This window comes from Exiguobacterium sp. s150 (genome assembly GCF_018618435.1).
GTDB lineage: Bacteria > Bacillota > Bacilli > Exiguobacteriales > Exiguobacteriaceae > Exiguobacterium > Exiguobacterium alkaliphilum.
On the sequence record NZ_JACSMC010000003.1, the window covers coordinates 105,040 to 122,705 of the forward strand.

Sequence of the window (17,666 nt, forward strand, 5' to 3'; positions counted from 1 at the left end):
CTCGATTTCGAAGGGCGTCGCGTCACGGCGTCGTATAGTCATACACCGGGATGTCTTTACGTGGGAACGTCTGCGTCGGCACGTACCGGTCCTCAATCAATTGCGTCAAGTCCGGTCGATAGAAGGCGTCGAGTTCGACCGTGAAGTCGAGCGGCGCAATCGTCTCGGTCGTGTTCGGTCCCGCCTCGGCCGGTCCGGTGAACTGGACGGTCCGGAGGATGTGAATCCGGTTCATCGATTCGACGGACTCGAGGAAGAGGACGAGCGCGTCATACGTCTCGGCTTGGAGCGAGACGGTCGTCCGCACCGAGGACGCGTTCACCGGGGTGATGTCGACCGGTGTCGCCGGTTCGGCCGTCGCGCTCACGTCTTCCGGTTCCGGCGTCTCGATCGTCTCTGGCACTTCCGACTCGGCGAGGACACCGTCCGCGAAGGCGATGCTCGTCACGTTGACGCTTGCGAGCTGGCTCGCCTGCGACAACGTCTCGACGACCGTGTCCAAGGCTGGCTCGGTCGGGACGCGCGTCTGGAGACGCTGTGAGTCGGCGACGTTGACGGCCCGTCCTTCTTGGCGCATCAGTTCGAGTTTCGTCTGTTCGAGCGACAGTTCGCGTTCGAGCGCCTTGACGTCTCCTTGTTTCGTGAAATACGTATAGCCGAAATATGCCGGGGCGGCGATGGCCGTGAACAGGCAGAGGGTGAAAATCAAATAAATCGTCGAACGTTTCATTGGCTCACCACCTCCTCATCGGTCGCCGCTTCGGTCTCAGGCTCTTCGACGTCGACGAACGTGAACGTGAACTCACCGATATAGCGCGGCAACGGTTCCTCGGTCAATCGGGTCGTCTCGTCCGTCTCCGTGCTTTCCGTGTCCGCTTTCGTCTCGGTCGTGACGCCGAGCAGTTTGACGTTCTCGAAGCGCGGGTCGTTTAAAAGCGCCCGTTGGAAGGCGTTCAATTCCGGCAACGTCTCGAACTGGGCTCGGACACTCATGAGCGAACCGTCCGCGTAGTTATACGTCAACACGTATCCGGTCGGCGGCAACTGTTCCGTCAACGCCCGGAGCGCCGGGACGGCCTGTTTTTCCTCGTTCGTGAGCGACGTCACCGTCTGGTCGAGCGAGAGCACTTGTTGCCCTTTCGAGTTCACCTGTTCCGTCTGATAGATGCGGACGAGCTGGAGTTGTTCGTTCAGTTGGGTCTCCTGCCGTTCAAGTCCTTGCACCTCATAATATAAGAACCCAGCGAGCCCACCTCCAATCAGGAGCGAAGCGAGACTCGCGACGACCGGCCAGCGGAGCGTGACGTCGGTCGAGTTGATGAAGTTCGCGTCGCGGTCACGATCGAGCGTCGCCATCCCGAGGAGCGGCAACATCTGATGCGACAGCGGCGTCGCGTGTGACAACGGGAGCGGGTCGTCGATCCGTTTGACCGGCACCATCGCTTCCGCCTCGATCGTCCGGACGAGCTCATCGAGTTCCGGGACCGTCCCGGAGACGAGGAGCTCGTCAATCGGACGACCGTCCGTCCGGAGCGAGTAGCGATAGAAGTCGAGGAAACGGGCGAGCTCGTTCAACCATTCGTCCGTCTGCGTCAGGAACGCCTCCCGCGAGCCACTGTATGTATACGTGACGACCCCATCCGTCGTCTCGGCACGGTACGGGATATCCGTCTCGATGGCGCGGATGAAGCGGACTTGTCCTTCCTCAAGGACGAGCAGTTGGTGCGCGAACGGTGTCACGTGCCAAAGGAGCGTCGACTTGAGTGGGTCGAGCGTCTCGAGACGGGCCACCCCATTCGCGACGGCGACCGGGCGCGGGACGATCTTTTTCAAGACGAAGCCACGTTTTTTCATATAGGCGCGAATCGCTTTCGTCAAGTCGACCGAGACGGCGTGAAGCATGACCTCGCTCTTCGTCTCTGTCTCGCCGAGCACCTCGTAGTCGAAGGCGACGTCGTCGAACGGCAAGATGATCGAGCTGCCAATCTCCATGAACAAATAGCCGCGAATCTCGTCTTTCGGAATCGTCGACGGGATGTCGACTTTCCGCGACAGCACTTCCGTCTCCGCCATATCGACGGCACAGACCATCCCTTTTCGTACCTTTAATTTGCGGCACAGCTCGTCAAAGGCGAGACCGAACGCGTTCTCGTCTTGAATCCGTCCCCCCGCATATGCGCCTTTTGCCAATTGGACGGAAGCGCTCCGTTTGAAGATGCCTTGTTTGATGACGGCCCCGTGGATGCTGAGCGCATCGAACGAGAAGTACGCGACCGTTCCTTTCTCTATAGCCCGGCTCATGCTAGTTTCCCCCTACAATAAATCAAAATACCAATCAAAAAAGCGTTCGCTGAACCAAAACGTCAGCATCGTCCCGAGCGCAATCGACGGGACGAACGGAATCGGTTGCTTGCGTCCGATTCGCTTCAATGCGATCAACGCGAGACCGACGACGGCACCAATCAAACTGGCGAGGAACAACGCGACGAGGACGTCACGTGGTCCGAGCACGAGTCCGATTACTGTAAACAGTTTGACATCGCCTGCCCCAAGTCCCCCTTTTGAGACGAAAAAAACGGTCGCTAAAATCGAAAATCCGAGCAGTGCCCCGGCGAGCGGGCTCCACCACGTCGCGCCGGATACGTAAGTGAGGACGAGCAGGACCGGCGCCGTGTAAAGCAAGATGACGTTCGGCACGAGCATCGTCGACAAATCCGACATCGCCAAGGCGAGGAGCGTCGACAAGAAGACGAACGCGAGCAGTGTCGTGCCCGAGAAGCCGTATAGCGCGAAGCTATAGCCGTAGCCGATGGCCCCGAGCAGTTCGAACAGCGGATACGTCGGCGCGATCCGGCCGCCACAGCCGCGGCATTTGCCACGGAGGAACAAGTAGCCGAACACGGGAACGAGTTCCCATGCCGACAAGACGTGGCCGCAAGACGGGCAGTGCGAGCGTGGCGTCACGATCGACTGTTTCTGTGGCACGCGGAGCCCGACGACGTTCGTGAACGAAGTGATGACCGCTCCGAGCACGATGCTGTAAATGAGTCCAATGAGGTCAACCAATCTGGTCACTCCTTCTGTAAGTATATGCCAAAAATAGAAAACCGGCTAGGCTGAGCGAGTGCCCAGCGCCAGCCGGAGATAGACGTTTTTATTCAATCGCATCTTTGTTTAGAGTTCCCTCAACTACTGGAGCATCTTTTCCAATTGCTTTTGCACCAATTAATTCGACAGAATACTTGTATTTGTTTCCATCTGGAGTGATAGTAACTAATGCTTTAGAGTATTCAGTTCCAAAAGGATCTTTAAGACTTGAAATATATGCTTGACCTTCAGCTTCTTTGAAATTTAAAGCTCTAGCCTCAGGATGTGAAGCAGTATGTAATTTCGCCGCGCTTACCATCTGCTTCGCATCCGCAACCATTGCATCCTTCTTCGAGTTCTCGATAATCCCACCAATCGCGACGACGGCGATGGCAGCGATAATTCCTAAAATTACGACGACGACGAGCAACTCGACGAGTGTGAGGCCGCGCTCATCTTTTAATTGTTTCGCATCTTGCCAAATCATTTTCATTTTCTCTAACATGACTGATTCTCCCCTTTTGTGTGTTGTGCTGTGTATTGTGCTGTATTCATTACATAAGACCTAGAACAAGTAGAACAATTTTACTATACATTCAAAATTTGGTGTTGAAAAGTAGTTTATGTGCATAAACTAAGAATTTTCTACTGATTTTGGATATCCCCGTAAATTTGGAACATCGGCACGACGACGGCGATGACGATGACGCCGACGATGCTCGCCAAGACGACGATCAGGAGCGGCTCGATGATCGACTTCAATCGGTCCGTCGTCGTCTCGACCTCTGTCTCATAAAACTCGGCGACTTCGTTCAACATCGAGTCCAAATCCCCACTCTCCTCGCCGACCGCGATCATTTGCGTCATGAGCGGCGGAAAGTTGTTATTGCGCATGAGCGGCTCGTGGAGCGGAATACCTTGCGCCATGCTGTTGCGCGCCTTCCCAAGCCCTTTGCGGATGACGCGGTTCGAGACGATCTTCTCGGTGATCTCGATCGCCGACAAAATCGGCACGGCGGCTTGAAGCAAGACGGCGAGACTGCGCGTCAGTAACGCAATCTGCGACTTTAGGACGATCGGCCCAAAAATCGGCATCTTCAGCAACAACCCGTCGATGATGAACCGTTCCTTGTCCCGCTTCAACATCCACGTAAACACGAGGATACCGAGGAGTCCCACCCCGAAGATGAGCCACCAATAGGCGGCGACGAAATCTGAGACGGCGACGACGAGACGGGTGATGAGCGGCAGTTCGCCTCCGAGCTGTCCGAAGATGCTCGCGAACGTCGGGACGACGCTCACCATGAGGAAGGCGACGACGCCGATGGCGACGATGGAGACGACGAGCGGATACGTGAGCGCCGAGATGACTTTCCGTTTCACGTCGTACTGTTTCTGGAGTTGGAGCCCGATTTGGTCGAGCGCCTCCTCCAAGTTCCCGCTCGCCTCGCCCGCGAGCGCCATCGAGCTGAAGAAGTTCGAGAACACGCGCGGGTGTTTCTTGATCGCCTCGGAATAGGCGATCCCTTCCCGTAAATCGTCCTCGACTTGGCTGAGCGTTTTCTTCAGCACTTTCGACTCGGTTTGGACGCGCAAAATCGACGTCGCCCGGACGATCGGCACACCGGCCCGGATGAGTGTCGCGAACTGGCGCACGTACATGATCAAATGTTCAATCTTCACCCGCTCCGGAAGAAGATTGATCTCGGTGTTGAGCCCGGTCGACTCGAGTTCGGACAGCTCGGTGACGAGAATCGACTCTTCACGGAGCTTCTCTTTCGCCTCGCGGAGCGAGACGGCCGTGATGCGGCCTTTTTTACGGCGCCCGTTCAAGAGCTTACCTTCGTATTGGAATATGGCCATACGCTTACCTCATTTCTTCGTTCGGCACGGCGTTCGGGTTGATGATACCTTGCCGGACGAGTTGCTCGATGGATGCGTCCATCGACTGCATCCCGCTCTGCCGGTTCGTCTGGATGACGGTCGGGAGCTGGAACTCTTTTTCATTGCGAATCAAGTTGGCGACGGCCGCGTTGCCGAGCATGATCTCCATCGCGGCGACGCGGCCTTTCGGGACGTCGACACGCGGGAACAAGCGCTGGCTGACGACACCTAGCAAGACGTTGGCGAGCTGTGTCCGGATTTGGTCTTGTTGCTCGGCTGGGAACGCGTCGATGATACGGCTGACGGTCGACATCGCGCTCGACGTATGTAACGTCGCCATGACGAGGTGTCCCGTCTCGGCCGCCGTCATCGCCGTCGAGATCGTCTCGAGGTCGCGCATCTCCCCGAGCAAGATGACGTCCGGGTCTTGCCTGAGCGCGGCACGTAGTCCGTTCACGAACTTCATGACGTCCGAACCGATCTCGCGCTGGTCGACGATGCTCTGGTTATGGGAATGCAAATACTCGATCGGGTCTTCGAGCGTGATGATCCGCTTCCGTTGCGTCCGGTTGATCTCATGGATCATCGCGGCGAGCGTCGTCGATTTCCCCGACCCGGTCGGACCCGTCACGAGGATGAGCCCGTGCGGTTTCTCGATGAGTCGCTTCAACACCGGCGGCAGATCGAGCTCGTTTAACGTCGGGATTTCCCCGGAAATGGAACGGAAGGCGATGGCGACCGTCCCCCGCTGATAATAGGCGTTGACGCGAAACCGCGACACGCGCGGGACGCCGAACGAGAAGTCGAGGTCGCGCTGGACTTCTAAGCGCCCCCGCATCTCCTCGGTCATGATCTCATTCAAATAACCTTCGATGTGCGTCGGCAACACCTTCTCCTCGCCCATCGTGACGAGGCTTCCATCGATGCGGAAGATCGGCGGCGAGCCCGCGGTCAGATGGATGTCCGAGGCGCGCTGTTCGACCGCCTTCGTCAAAATCACTTCTATCGATTGATGGATCATCTCATCACTCCGTTATGACTGTTCTCAAAATCTCTTCGGTCGTCGTCAAACCTGACGCGACTTTTTCTAACCCGTCGGCGAGCAAGAACCTCGCCCCGTGCTGTTTTGCGTAGTCGACCATCTCGGCCTCGGTCGCCTGGTTCATGATGAGACGGCGCAACCCTTCATCGATTGGCACGACTTCATGGATGGCCAGGCGGCCCCGGTAGCCGGTGAAGTTACAAGACGCACAGCCGTTGCCGCGGACGACATGGTCGATGGCGACCCCTTCGTTCGCGAACAGCTCTTGCTCACGCTTCGAGACGGGCTGCGGATGACCGCAATCCCGACAGACGCGTCGGACGAGACGCTGGGCGACGAGCCCGGACGTCGACGCGGCGACGAGGAACGGCTCGACCCCCATGTCGACGAGACGGGTGATGGAACTGATGGCCGAGTTCGTGTGGAGCGTCGACAGCACCAAGTGACCTGTCAGCGAGGCACGAATGGCGATCTCCGCCGTCTCCGTGTCTCGAATCTCCCCGACCATGACGATGTTCGGGTCTTGACGGAGAATCGAACGCAATCCTGAGGCGAACGTGAGCCCGACTTTCGCGTTGACTTGAACTTGGTTGATCCCATCGAGCTGATACTCGACCGGATCTTCGACTGTGATGATGTTTTTCGTCTCGTCGTTCAATTCTTTCAGTGACGCGTAGAGCGTCGATGACTTCCCTGAACCGGTCGGCCCGGTGATCAAGATGATCCCGTTCGGTCGCTTGAGCATGTCGCGGTAGACGCGCTCGTTGTGCTCGCCAAAGCCGAGCTTTGTCAGGTCGGTCAACCCTTCCGACGAGTCGAGCACCCGGATGACGATCTTTTCACCGTACATCGTCGGGAGCGTCGAGACGCGAAAGTCATACGGTCGGTCGCGGAGCGTATATTTGATGCGCCCGTCTTGCGGCAATCGGCTCTCGGTGATGTCTAAGTTACTCATGACCTTGATTCGGGTCAGCATGACGCTTTGAATCTTCTTCGGATAGACCGCCTCGGTGCGAAGGTCGCCGTCGACCCGGAAGCGGACGTGGAGTTGCTTCTCGTGCGGGTCGAAGTGGATATCCGAGGCGCGTTGGTCGATGGCGCTCAAGAACAGTTGATTGACGAGCCGGATGACCGGCGCGTCATCTCGTGACGCCGTCTCTTGCCGTTCCACTTCGGGCGCTTCTTCTTTTAAAATCTCGATGAGCGAGGCGTCCATCTCGTAATAGCGGCTAATCGTCTTACGAATCTGTTCTCGCGTCGCGATGCCGACCTCGATGTTCATCCCCGTCTGGAGCCGGACGTCATCCACCGCAATCAAATCAAGGGGATCCGCCGTCGCGATGAACAGCGTGTTCCCCTGTAACTCGATTGGCATGATATCGTGCTTTTGGGCGATCGCCTTCGGCACGAGCTTTGTCACGGTCATGTTGATGTCTTGCGCGTATAACGCGATGATCGGCACGTTCAACTGCTCATGAAGCACTTGAATGAGCTGCGTCTCCGTCAAATAGTTGAGCCGCATGAGCGTATCGCCGAGCTTTTCACCCCGTCGTTTTTGAGCGAGCGCCTCATCGAGCTGGGCCGTCGTGATGATCCCTGCCTCGATGAGCATCTCACCTAATCGTTTCTTCGTCCGTCTCACCTTACTTCACCATCCTCTGCGGTACCTCCTGTTGCACGACGTCTCGTTGTTCGATGAAGACGCTCAATGCGGCACCGCCGATCACGCCGAGGACAAGGAGGGAAATAGCCCACCACGTCCGCTCGAGTCCTTCCATGTACATCGTGTACACGCCGGCCGCGAGCACGGCGACGAGAAGCGCGATGACGAGTTTCGTCCCCCGTTTTCGCACGTTCGGGACCGACAGAGCGAATAGTGTCAACGTGGCGAGCACCCAGAAGGCGAGCAAAATCAAATATCCAATCATCCGACTGCCTCCTCGCTTGTTTCCGGAACGCTTTCAAATACCGGCGGTTCTTCTTCAAAATCATACAATCCGTCATTCTCTACATCGTCATCGAACGGGTCATCTTCCAGTAGTTCTTCAGGAAAAGTTGGGATGACCGGTTCGACCGGCTCTGGAGGCGGAAGCGGGACCGAGCTTTTCGTCACGATCTCCGGGACCGGCTCATAGAAGTCGAACCCAAGCATCTCGAGCGTCTCACCGGCTTCGGTGATGCGGACGCGGTACAGTTTCCCCGATTCTCCTGTCTGGCCCGATTGTGTCACGGACGAGCTGCCGGCCGGAAGTGACGGGCTGAAGCGGATGACGTTCTGATACGGAACACTCACAACTTCCTCGACACGTGACTCATACGCCGCCTCGAACGCTTTTCCGAGCAGTTGCACGGTCATCGTGTTCCCTTCGTTCAAGACGATGATGGCGTATGCCGTCTGTTCCGTGTTTTGAACGGCAAAGTTCGAACGGTCATCGACGAGCACGTCATAGCCGAGTTCGACCCCGCTCGGAAGCACTTCATGCGGGACGCGTTCTAAAATGTTGAACGGCGTCGCCGCGAACAGCTGGTAAAGGGATGGGCCGAGCGTTGTCATGGCGTCGAAATCGTCACCGAACGCCTTCAAGCTGAAGATGTCCCCGGCGTTCATTTCAAACCCGTTCATCCGCTCGAGCACCGAGCGCATCGCCGGTGTCGGGCTGACCGTCATCGAAGCGACGACCTCGTTCTCTTCGGCAATCGTCTCAAGGACGATATTCGAGTCAAGCTGAGATGCCGACGCGGTGATCGGTCCGGTCACCATCGTCATCGTCACCGGCTGGTTGTCGAGGTACGGGGTGATCCGTTCTTCGTCAAGGGCGACCGCGAGCGGGTAATCCCCTGGTTCGGTGATCGTCTCGAGCGTACCGTCAACGTTGAACGTCACGACGTCTTTCCCGACTTCGAGCGTCGTCCCGTCGACGAGCGTCACGTTGAACGGCGCGTTTTGAAAATCTTTGACGGCGTTGTCAAGCCGGATCACCGCTTCTTGCTTTGTCATGCCTGACACATCGATGCCGGCGACGCGCGTGTCTTTATATGTAGCACTCGTCTTCGCGGCCACGTCCAAGTAGTTGACGAGCCCGATCGTCGGCAGCGACACGAGCAGGACGAGCCCTGCTAGGATGAGAACGTGCATCCCAAATCGTTTCATAATTTAAATTCCCCCTAAATGGTCGATCCATGAGACTTTCGATGGACTATCCGAAATCACTGTAACTTTAGTATAATATGCATTGTACAGAAAATAACAATTAATTCAGGAAAATAGACTGTTTTTGCCTACAGTTTTACTATTTTTGAAAAGGAGGTCAACGCGTTGGCTCGTTCTGAACAAGGTTTCACGCTCGTCGAAGTACTCGTCTCGATTGTTATTCTATCTATTGTGTCTTTCTCCTTGTTAAATATATTTAGTCAAAGCTTGAAAACGACGAATGATAGTTTGAATCGTACAATTGCCAATCAAGTCGCACAGAATACGTTACATACGTTAGATCGAAGAGCCTCTTCGCTTGAAGACGTGCTCTCTCTTACGACGCTGACACCGAGCGGTCCTTGTCCGTTTTGTGCGGAGATCAACGGACAATCGTTCAATGTAATCGTGACGGAGATTGGCCCGACGCAATCCGGTCATACGATTGAGCTTGAAGTATCTGTCACGACAGACACGATGTCCTCCCCCGTCCGATTGAAAGGAGTGATCTCGAATGCGACGTTACGTGAGCCGTTCCCTGAAACGGCTGTCCCAGAAAGCGAAAACGATAAGTAAACAATCAAACGGGTTCACCTTAGTCGAATTGCTTGTGACAGTCGTCGTCGCCTCCATCTTGAGCGGCGTCATCATAACGGCCTTCATCTCAGGCACGCTCGGCTTTCGCTTGACGAATGAAACAAGTGAGCTCCGTAGTGAGGCGGACTATTTGGTCTCATCGATCCTCTCGGAGGTGAACCGAAGTCAATTCGATGCGGTCACCCAAATCGATGACACGTTTCAATTCCACCGCCTATCAGACCCAAACATATCTGAATCAGGCATGATTTATCGTGAGGCCGGCTATGAAGCTATCCCGCTCAATCTATCAAACGAGTCATATGAACCAAGCAACCCAAACATCGTACTTGAAGCAATCTCAATTCAACTTATCGATCCAACTTATGACAAACGTCGTCCGAGTTATATGACAAGTGGCTTACTTGAAATCGAGATGCGGTTATCGCTCGCCACTAATCCTGAATCGGCGAAGACATTTAAAAGTTCCATCCCATTCTAAAGAAAGGAGGCCATCCGCATGCAAAAACGTGAAGAGGGATATGTGCTCGTCCTTGTCCTCGTGACGATGGCAGCACTAGCGGTGCTGTCGCTCGCCGCGATGCAGGTGAACCTCGTGACGAACAAACTGACCGTCATCCGAACTGAAGATACACAGTTGAACGAGGATGCGAGAAGCGCCCTCAACTTGATTGCGGCAGACGTTCGCAACAAATTCCCACTCCATGACGCACAAACCGTACCTGAGCACATGGCGTCAGAGGCCGCGTTCGATAGCGCGATTCAAGACGTGCTCGCAGTAAATTCGCCATTTGAATCGTTAGCCGAAACGAGCGACAGTACTATCACATACTCGATCCGCCTTAAACAAGACGAAGCCACAAATCTGCTTGAGACAGCTCCTTTCACAAAGATTTTGCAAGTGAATGTCGTTGCGAGCCGCCAGCTGAATCCCGAGCAACCACTCTTATCCGTCGAGTACACGCAAGACCTTTATTTGACGGCGTTGCCCTCTTTCTTATACTACGTACTCGGCTCCGACCAGCAGTTAGCCATCAATGGGATGCCCACCGTTAAAGGGAATATTTACTCGGGTGGCCCACTATCATTCAATCGAACCGCTGAGTATCAGTTAAACGGGGAAAAACGACTGCTGCCGAACGTGCCGTCTAGCATGTTTCATCTAGATGGACGAATCGATTTATCGAATCCGGCCAACTGTTCGACTTGCGCAGCGAACGATTACTTCACTTCAGGCAAAGAAGTTGTTAGTGAAACGGCTGATTATGGCATCTCGAAGAGTCAATTCTCGCCGTTTCAATACGAGTACTCCATTATCGAGTTTTTAAATCGTCACGTGGACCGCACGCTCGCATATACGACAGACGTAAGTAAAACTATTTTTGAGGAGAATATGATTGCGTCAACGGATCAAGCATTTAACGTTGAACGAGTCCTTAGCGAAGATGGATTGACTGTCATTGAGCGCCCAACCTCTTATGTGACGGCTAGCGTCTATAACGGTTTTTTAAAACCGACCATCATTAAACCACCGCCAAGCCTCTCAGATCGGCCGATGTATGTGACAGAATCGATTGCTACGCAAACGGCCCCACTTCTTTTTGACGGTGACGTCGTAATCGAATCGACAAATCAGCTTACCATCGAGCGCCCTTTAATTGTGAGAGGCAATTTAACGATTCGAGGAAATGTCTCGTTCGCTTCAACCGTCTACACGCTAGGCAATACGTTCATCGATCGAGCTAACATTTTGCCAATCGATGAGGCGAAAGGAAACTCGTTGATTTTATTATCAAAAGGACAAATTTTGTTGAATCGTATCAATGAATTCGAGTCGACCCCTACGACGTTGCAGGCTTTTCTTTATAGTGACTCCAGCGACACAACTTTTGTTTATGCCGTTGGATCCACGCTTGAAATTAACGGTGGACTTTATAGTAAGGGTCCGATGGTTGTGAACGTCTTCCGCGGCTCTTTTAGTGAAGACGATCTGTTGACGCCTGAAGCATATTTCGACAGCCGTACTGCGAGCCATGATGCTGCCTTATCTCGTCTTAAACTCTCGTATAACGATGCTGTCTTCAACCAGTTGAACACGTTGCCCGTGACGAACCAACTTCAATTTTTCGTAAGCAATCCGGTTCAACTTCGATAAAGTCAGCAAACAAGGACAATCCGCGACGGATTGTCCTTGTTTTAGTTTGATCCATATCCTTTTTGTTTCAGTGCCTCGAGCATGAGTCGTTGGTCTTGTTCCATAGTGAGTTGCTCTACGGTGTCAAAGGGAATGGCCGCTTCATCCATCCGATTGATTAAATCGATGAATGCTTCCGAGTTCCCATCATGAATCGCACGAACCAACACGTTCGGATGTTCGTTTAAAAAAGATGAGTCGATTCGCTCATGTGCGAGCTGCCACTTTTCAGGTTCATCGTTCAAACTGTACAGTCCCTCGAGTAACGTCTGAGACGGGAGCGCCACATTCAGCGGTGCCCCAGCCTCAACAGTACGTTGAAATTGTTCGAACGTCATCAAGTCAGCGAGGTACACCCACTGCTCGTCGGATAACTTTCCACCTTGTTCATATAAGACAATCGCTGTGTTGACATCGAATCGCTCGACCGCCTCACTCATCCATCGATCGTCCACACTTACGAGCGGGCGATTGAGAATTCGTTCTAACCGCTCCACATCACCATCCACCATCGTATGTTCGACTTGTTGCTTTTGATACAACACATATCCCGAAGCGCTGAGTCCGGCGAACAATAGTATCCCAACGAGTATGGTTACTTTCCATTTCATCAATAGTAATCTCCTGCATCATTTGGCGTGCCTGGGTTCGGATCATTGCCTTCCCGGACGCGGACATAAAATTCGCGATAAACGATGGACGGTCCTTGATCGTTCGAGAAGAAGCGACTGACGTCTTCGGTCGCAATTTGAACTTTGGCCAGTCCTGGTTTTTTAAGTCGGAGTTTCGTCTGATTGACCACTTCCACGACATCCGTACCTTCGGCCACTCTCATTCCAAACCCTCGAATGTTTGCCGTCGCCGGCAAGAAGACCGGTTCATACGTGTATGGAGAGTTTTCCATATACAGCTCGATGTTCGGGGCAAGAACATCTTGTGGATATTCTTTGACTTCAATCGATGCGGTCACTTGTTGCGATGTGAATTGTTCAAGGGTCCCTTTGACAGGAATGGAACGGTTCGACGTTCCTGGTCCTTGAACGGCTCGAACAGTCACACGATCGAGTGTTGGATTTTCAAGCGTCACTTCTTTTGTGTTAACAGGCAATGTCCAAGAGATCGGTAGTTTAACGGATCCGCTCTGCGTCATGGTCAACTCTCTCGCTTGTCGAACCATTGCCCCGGATTTGTCGCGGTACACCCATAAGGTTGTCTGTGATGGAGAAATACTGAGGGTCGGCAATGCGACTTCAACGTTTACTAAAATAGGGATAACGGACTGTGTAATTGGTTGATTGATTAGCGACACTCTCACTTGCGCCGTTCCCGGAGTGCTACCTTTCACCTTGAGCGTCTGCTTTGTTCCTTCGACGACAGTGATGACATTCTGACCAGAGACGACCTCAAATCGGAAATTCCGGTAATCTTCATTCACTGACTTAATTGTCGGTTGAATCGTTCCATCTTCTCCAACGAGCAACTTCAAGCTGTTTGCAACAAACTGTGTCGGTGGATCATCGACGATGATGTCGATTTCATTCGATTGAATCGTTTTTCCAGTCACCGGTGACGTGTACTCCACACGAACGGTCGATTTTCCAGGTTTTAATCCTTTCAATGTCGCGCTGTTATTAACATAACTCGGTGATAACTCGACTACATCTGAGCCGACACGCCAACGTAAATCAAGCTTCCGAGATGTATCTGGTGTGATGGCCGGCGCAATTTGTCGCACCTCATTAATATTCAAATAAATTGGTCCAGTGAGTCGTAGCTGCTCAATCTCTTTTTCAAGAATAGTCGTATTGACGGCTGATAAGTTCCCGGATCCTCGTTTTTGCACATCATGCTTATCTGTTCCGTTTGCATTGTGTTCTGCGTCAAATACGTAGTTAAATTTACCTTTATCGAACGAGTAATTTCCGACTTTCGTCGCCGTTAATTTCACTTCCACTTTCGTATCGTTCACTTTGCAGGTCTTATCACCCTTTTCAATGAGACACTGACTCGTGAAAGAGCCACTCACTTTGTTCCCATCGACTCTCCAACCGTTCGGCAATGTGGCTGGAACGACCGCGTAACCTGTCGGAATGACGTCTTCCACATTAATCGTCCAAGAGAATTGTTTATAAGCATTTCCGTTTGGCGACTGAATGAACGGGACAGACTGATTAATATTGTATGCGAGTGTGACTTGATTGCCCGTCTCGGTCACTAACGGACTGATTGTACGAGAGACGAATGCTGCTTCTTCTGAAGCAAGTACATCGACCGTAAATGTCTCAGAGGAGGTGATAGCTCCCTTCGCACGTTGCTCTTTCGTTTCAATTCGAACGTTCAACGTTGACCCGGCTTTGGCTTTATGGTCATAAAAGAAACCGGTCGCCTCATCGTTTCGCACGCTAGCGAACTTCCCTTCTTCTTTCGGAAACACTTGTTTTCCGTCGACAAGGACACGCGTGTCTAAAAATTGGTCTGCAAAGTCATAGTCGATGGACTTCCACGACAAGTATAGTGGTTCGATGTCATATACGGTCCGTTTCTTCGACTCGTTCATGACCGGTGCAAGTACATCAATCTTTGGAGCATGGTTTGATCCGATAAAAGCACGGAACATCGTATTGACGAAGATCTCTTTCTCTTCTTGCTCATTAAACGTTTGAACATGACCCGCCCCAGAATACGTCAAGTTGCCGACCGTATACATATAGTAATGGTTTGCGCTGTCGCCTGCAGTCCGGTTACTTCCCACCAAGTTGAACCAGGTCGTCAATTCCTCATTTTCTAAATCGAGTGAGAAGTATTGGTTGTGTGTTGTCTTAACTTTTTTTGTCGTACCAGTGCTCGCACTCAACTTATACGGATATTCAGTGAATAAACCGGTAGCCGTTTGAATGACCGATGTCGAGGGATTTTGTGCATAAATCCCCATGTTCGTATATTCACGCGTCGCGAAACGGGAAGCGAAATTTGATTCCCAACTGTTTGTTGCTTTAAATTGACCGCTCGTCTCGGTCCGATATAACATGTCATGCGTAAACATGACGCCACGACCTTGATCCATAAATTTTATCAATTCTGGATGAACACAATCGTCACTAAGAGTAGAGATGTAAGTATCATTAAAACCGAAGATAATTAAATCTTTACTGTAAAACCATTTTTGATTAGTGGATATTTTGTTACCACATACTTTGTCAATTAATTCTTTGTAACTAATCGTCTCTAAATTAAATGAATAAAGATCACTATGACTTAACATCTGATTGTTTACGAAAGTATCGCTTAACTTTCCTGTAGTTGCGTTTTGAGTCATATCCGACGTAACTTGCAGGACATTAGCTACCGCCTTCTCATCTTTCAACAAAAAACGGCCTGTCTGATAAGAATAAGTACGGGCACTTGGATCTTTTAACACGAGCTTCCAGTATCGCGGGCTCGTGTAACTAGGAGCATCGATACGATAGCTGATTGATCCAGCTTGCTTAGCAGGCAATGTTTCGACCCATTCGTTCGGAGTGAATCGGTCATTGCTGTCTAGGTCGATGTACAATTCGACCGTCGCATTGGACGAAGGAGCGTTCTCAAGAGTGTACTCAAATCTGATTTCCTTACCGCGCTCAGCTGGCACGATTGAAGTTGCCGATTTCACATCGACCAATGACGTCAATGTTTTCGTTCCTTGCTTCGTCACGACTTGTTTCACCTTATTCGGCTTATTCGTATTGAAAAACGTATTTAACACCGTTTTCGCCTCATCGGTCGTTTTGAACACGACAGCTTGAGTTTGTTTTAGTAGGTTAAATTTTTTCGCCGTGTTATTTTTGGTGGCAAACACGTCCTCATGAAGCAATACCGGAACACCGTTCGCAAGAAGCTCACGTTGAAGTTGTTGCACCTTCAACGCTGTAATGTCATTATCATACACGGTGGTGTTATGCGACTCTTTCGTTACTGCTCTTATATTATCGAACCCACTTAAGTTGGAATCGTACTTAACCGTATTTGCGCTGTATTTCTCTTGGCTAACCGTCGCCCGTGAAGGACCAAAGACGACAGCGTCATATTTCCCTAATAAATCCTCTCGGGAGGCGTTGAACTGTTTCATCGTCATCGTCTGAACAGTATATCCAGAACCTAGGTTAAGTTGTGAGGCGATTTTCACCTTCACATCAATTGTATTCTCATTCGCTTTTGCTATATCCGTTAATTCTAAAATGACTGGTTTGACTGGCGTACTTGCCGAAACAGTCGTATAAATTTCAAATAAAGTCGAAATAAGGAGTGATGTTAAGAAGACGATCGCGACGAATGCCGCTACGGGTCGTTTCAATCTTCGCTGACTGACCATGGTGCGTTTCCTCCTTGGGATATGAGTTAAATAAGACATACGTTCTCATACTCATTCATACGCTTTAAATGGATGGAAAACAAGGTCATTTTTGCAAACCTTGGAAATACGTTCTTACTTCACTGATGAAGTACAGCGACCCCGTCACGACGAGCGTCTTCGACTGCGGGTTCTTCACCCAACGGTTGAGCCATAGTTTCCAGTCGACATAGTCGGCCCCGTCCTCGATCAAACTTTCTTTCGTCCGTGTCCGCGGGAAATCGAACGTCGTCTCGTACACTGTTCCGACCGTTTGAAGCGACGCCACCATGCTGGCTCGGTCTTTATCGGCGAGGATGGCCGCGAGGATCGTCACGTCGTCTTCGAGCCGTACTTGCTCGATGAGCGCCTCGACCCCTTCCGCGTTATGGGCTCCGTCGAGCAGAATGCGCGGCGTCTTCGACACGAGCTCATATCGGCCTGGATGCTGCGCTGTCTCAAGCCCTGACCGAATCGCCGTTCCTCCCCATCCGAGATGACGCGCGACCGCGACGGCACACGCCCCGTTATACGCTTGATGGTGTCCGGTCAATCCGAGCGTCACCGGAGGCAAGCCGTCGTATGTCACGACCGTCTCGCGCCCGTCCTCAATCGACGTGACGAGTGATGTGACGTCATGAATCGGGGCGTCCATCGTCTCTCCTCGTTCGTCAAGCAACCCAATCAACCGCTCATCCGTCAAACTATGGAACATCGGCACACCTCGCTTCATGATACCGAACTTTTCGAGCGCGATCTCTTCGAGCGTGTCACCGAGAATGCCTTGATGGTCGTGCCCGATTGATGTGACGACCGTCGCGAGCGGCCGTTTCAACACGTTCGTCGAGTCGAGCCGACCCCCGAGCCCGACTTCCCAAATGACGAGGTCGGGCTGTTGCTCGTGGAAATAGAGCCACGCCATGACCGTCAGCAGTTCGAACTCGGTCAACGTCTCCGGCGACGCACTCGCAATGTCTCGGACCCGGTTGGCAATCCGGACGAGGTCATCCTCCCGAATCGGCTCCCCGTTCAACATGATCCGCTCCTCGAACTGGATGATATACGGCGAGATGAACGTCCCGACGTCCAAGCCCTCCTGCATCGCCATCGACCGCAAGAAAGCGACGGTCGACCCTTTCCCATTCGTCCCTGCAACGTGGACCGAGGGCAACTCCTCAATCCCGAGTCGTGAAAGCATCCACTCCATTCGTTCGAGCCCCGGCTTGATGCCGAAGCGAAGCTGTCCGTTCAACCATTTCAGTACGTCTTGTCTCGTCTTCATCTCGATTCACTCCTATATGTA

Annotated in this window: 14 protein-coding genes and 1 pseudogene; 3 read left to right on the forward strand and 12 right to left on the reverse strand. The window is 52.5% G+C overall.

Features of this window, described 5'->3' with window-relative positions; translation table 11 throughout:
* Window positions 1-22 precede the first annotated feature (22 nt).
* The 9 genes and pseudogenes from KNP76_RS03310 to KNP76_RS03350 form a co-directional block, all read right to left on the reverse strand.
* A complete protein-coding gene (locus KNP76_RS03310) occupies window positions 23-730 on the reverse strand; it encodes a hypothetical protein (RefSeq protein ID WP_214842635.1) in 708 nt (235 codons plus the stop codon).
* On the reverse strand, window positions 727-2,301 hold the full coding sequence (pilM, locus tag KNP76_RS03315; protein WP_214842637.1) for a pilus assembly protein PilM: 1,575 nt from the start codon (window positions 2,299-2,301) through the stop codon (window positions 727-729). Before pilM ends, KNP76_RS03310 begins: the two co-directional genes overlap by 4 nt.
* Before the next feature lie 12 nt (window positions 2,302-2,313).
* Complete coding sequence (locus KNP76_RS03320) at window positions 2,314-3,066, reverse strand: prepilin peptidase (protein ID WP_214842639.1); 753 nt, start codon at window positions 3,064-3,066, stop codon at window positions 2,314-2,316.
* Between the two features lie 88 nt (window positions 3,067-3,154).
* Window positions 3,155-3,592 carry a prepilin-type N-terminal cleavage/methylation domain-containing protein gene (locus KNP76_RS03325; RefSeq protein WP_214842641.1) on the reverse strand — a complete coding sequence of 146 codons (438 nt, stop codon included), beginning with the start codon at window positions 3,590-3,592 and terminating at the stop codon, window positions 3,155-3,157.
* A 140-nt stretch (window positions 3,593-3,732) separates the two neighbouring features.
* Window positions 3,733-4,950, reverse strand: coding sequence for a type II secretion system F family protein (locus KNP76_RS03330; RefSeq protein ID WP_214842648.1), 1,218 nt, complete (start codon window positions 4,948-4,950; stop codon window positions 3,733-3,735).
* Window positions 4,951-4,954: 4 nt separating this feature from the next.
* Window positions 4,955-5,992: a type IV pilus twitching motility protein PilT gene (locus KNP76_RS03335; RefSeq protein WP_029335628.1), complete on the reverse strand. Its 1,038-nt coding sequence runs from the start codon at window positions 5,990-5,992 to the stop codon at window positions 4,955-4,957.
* A 4-nt stretch (window positions 5,993-5,996) separates the two neighbouring features.
* Window positions 5,997-7,655, reverse strand: coding sequence for a GspE/PulE family protein (locus tag KNP76_RS03340; RefSeq protein WP_034817946.1), 1,659 nt, complete (start codon window positions 7,653-7,655; stop codon window positions 5,997-5,999).
* A gap of 1 nt (window position 7,656) precedes the next feature.
* Complete coding sequence (locus tag KNP76_RS03345) at window positions 7,657-7,941, reverse strand: hypothetical protein (protein WP_214842650.1); 285 nt, start codon at window positions 7,939-7,941, stop codon at window positions 7,657-7,659.
* A gap of 191 nt (window positions 7,942-8,132) precedes the next feature.
* Window positions 8,133-9,164, reverse strand: a pseudogene (locus KNP76_RS03350) (G5 domain-containing protein); the annotation flags it as partial.
* A 165-nt stretch (window positions 9,165-9,329) separates the two neighbouring features.
* On the opposite strand from KNP76_RS03350, the gene KNP76_RS03355 reads away from it, so the two are divergent.
* Genes KNP76_RS03355 through KNP76_RS03365 form a run of 3 tightly spaced genes read left to right on the forward strand, consistent with a single transcriptional unit; the run spans window position 9,330 to window position 11,955 of the window.
* Window positions 9,330-9,779: a type IV pilus modification PilV family protein gene (locus KNP76_RS03355; RefSeq protein WP_214842654.1), complete on the forward strand. Its 450-nt coding sequence runs from the start codon at window positions 9,330-9,332 to the stop codon at window positions 9,777-9,779.
* Window positions 9,718-10,281 (forward strand): prepilin-type N-terminal cleavage/methylation domain-containing protein, encoded by a 564-nt coding sequence (locus KNP76_RS03360; RefSeq protein ID WP_024369850.1) that lies wholly within the window; start codon window positions 9,718-9,720, stop codon window positions 10,279-10,281. The genes KNP76_RS03355 and KNP76_RS03360 overlap by 62 nt, the downstream gene beginning before the upstream one ends.
* Window positions 10,282-10,299: 18 nt before the next feature.
* On the forward strand, window positions 10,300-11,955 hold the full coding sequence (locus KNP76_RS03365; protein WP_214842657.1) for a hypothetical protein: 1,656 nt from the start codon (window positions 10,300-10,302) through the stop codon (window positions 11,953-11,955).
* Window positions 11,956-11,996: 41 nt separating this feature from the next.
* Here KNP76_RS03365 and KNP76_RS03370 read toward each other — a convergent pair whose 3' ends face one another.
* From KNP76_RS03370 to KNP76_RS03380, 3 genes are all read right to left on the reverse strand, one after another.
* Window positions 11,997-12,605: a hypothetical protein gene (locus tag KNP76_RS03370; protein WP_214842658.1), complete on the reverse strand. Its 609-nt coding sequence runs from the start codon at window positions 12,603-12,605 to the stop codon at window positions 11,997-11,999.
* On the reverse strand, window positions 12,605-16,345 hold the full coding sequence (locus KNP76_RS03375; protein ID WP_214842660.1) for a DUF5057 domain-containing protein: 3,741 nt from the start codon (window positions 16,343-16,345) through the stop codon (window positions 12,605-12,607). Before KNP76_RS03375 ends, KNP76_RS03370 begins: the two co-directional genes overlap by 1 nt.
* Window positions 16,346-16,430: 85 nt before the next feature.
* Window positions 16,431-17,645 (reverse strand): bifunctional folylpolyglutamate synthase/dihydrofolate synthase, encoded by a 1,215-nt coding sequence (locus KNP76_RS03380; protein WP_214842662.1) that lies wholly within the window; start codon window positions 17,643-17,645, stop codon window positions 16,431-16,433.
* Between the last annotated feature and the right edge of the window lie 21 nt (window positions 17,646-17,666).

Coding starts and splice junctions, on each gene's coding strand:
- KNP76_RS03335 (WP_029335628.1), bottom strand. CDS start 5,992: ATGATCCATCAATCGATAGAAGTGATTTTGACGAAGGCGGTCGAACAG.
- KNP76_RS03370 (WP_214842658.1), bottom strand. CDS start 12,605: ATGAAATGGAAAGTAACCATACTCGTTGGGATACTATTGTTCGCCGGA.
- KNP76_RS03360 (WP_024369850.1), top strand. CDS start 9,718: ATGCGACGTTACGTGAGCCGTTCCCTGAAACGGCTGTCCCAGAAAGCG.
- KNP76_RS03375 (WP_214842660.1), bottom strand. CDS start 16,345: ATGGTCAGTCAGCGAAGATTGAAACGACCCGTAGCGGCATTCGTCGCG.
- pilM (WP_214842637.1), bottom strand. CDS start 2,301: ATGAGCCGGGCTATAGAGAAAGGAACGGTCGCGTACTTCTCGTTCGAT.
- KNP76_RS03365 (WP_214842657.1), top strand. CDS start 10,300: ATGCAAAAACGTGAAGAGGGATATGTGCTCGTCCTTGTCCTCGTGACG.
- KNP76_RS03310 (WP_214842635.1), bottom strand. CDS start 730: ATGAAACGTTCGACGATTTATTTGATTTTCACCCTCTGCCTGTTCACG.
- KNP76_RS03345 (WP_214842650.1), bottom strand. CDS start 7,941: ATGATTGGATATTTGATTTTGCTCGCCTTCTGGGTGCTCGCCACGTTG.
- KNP76_RS03380 (WP_214842662.1), bottom strand. CDS start 17,645: ATGAAGACGAGACAAGACGTACTGAAATGGTTGAACGGACAGCTTCGC.
- KNP76_RS03325 (WP_214842641.1), bottom strand. CDS start 3,592: ATGTTAGAGAAAATGAAAATGATTTGGCAAGATGCGAAACAATTAAAA.
- KNP76_RS03330 (WP_214842648.1), bottom strand. CDS start 4,950: ATGGCCATATTCCAATACGAAGGTAAGCTCTTGAACGGGCGCCGTAAA.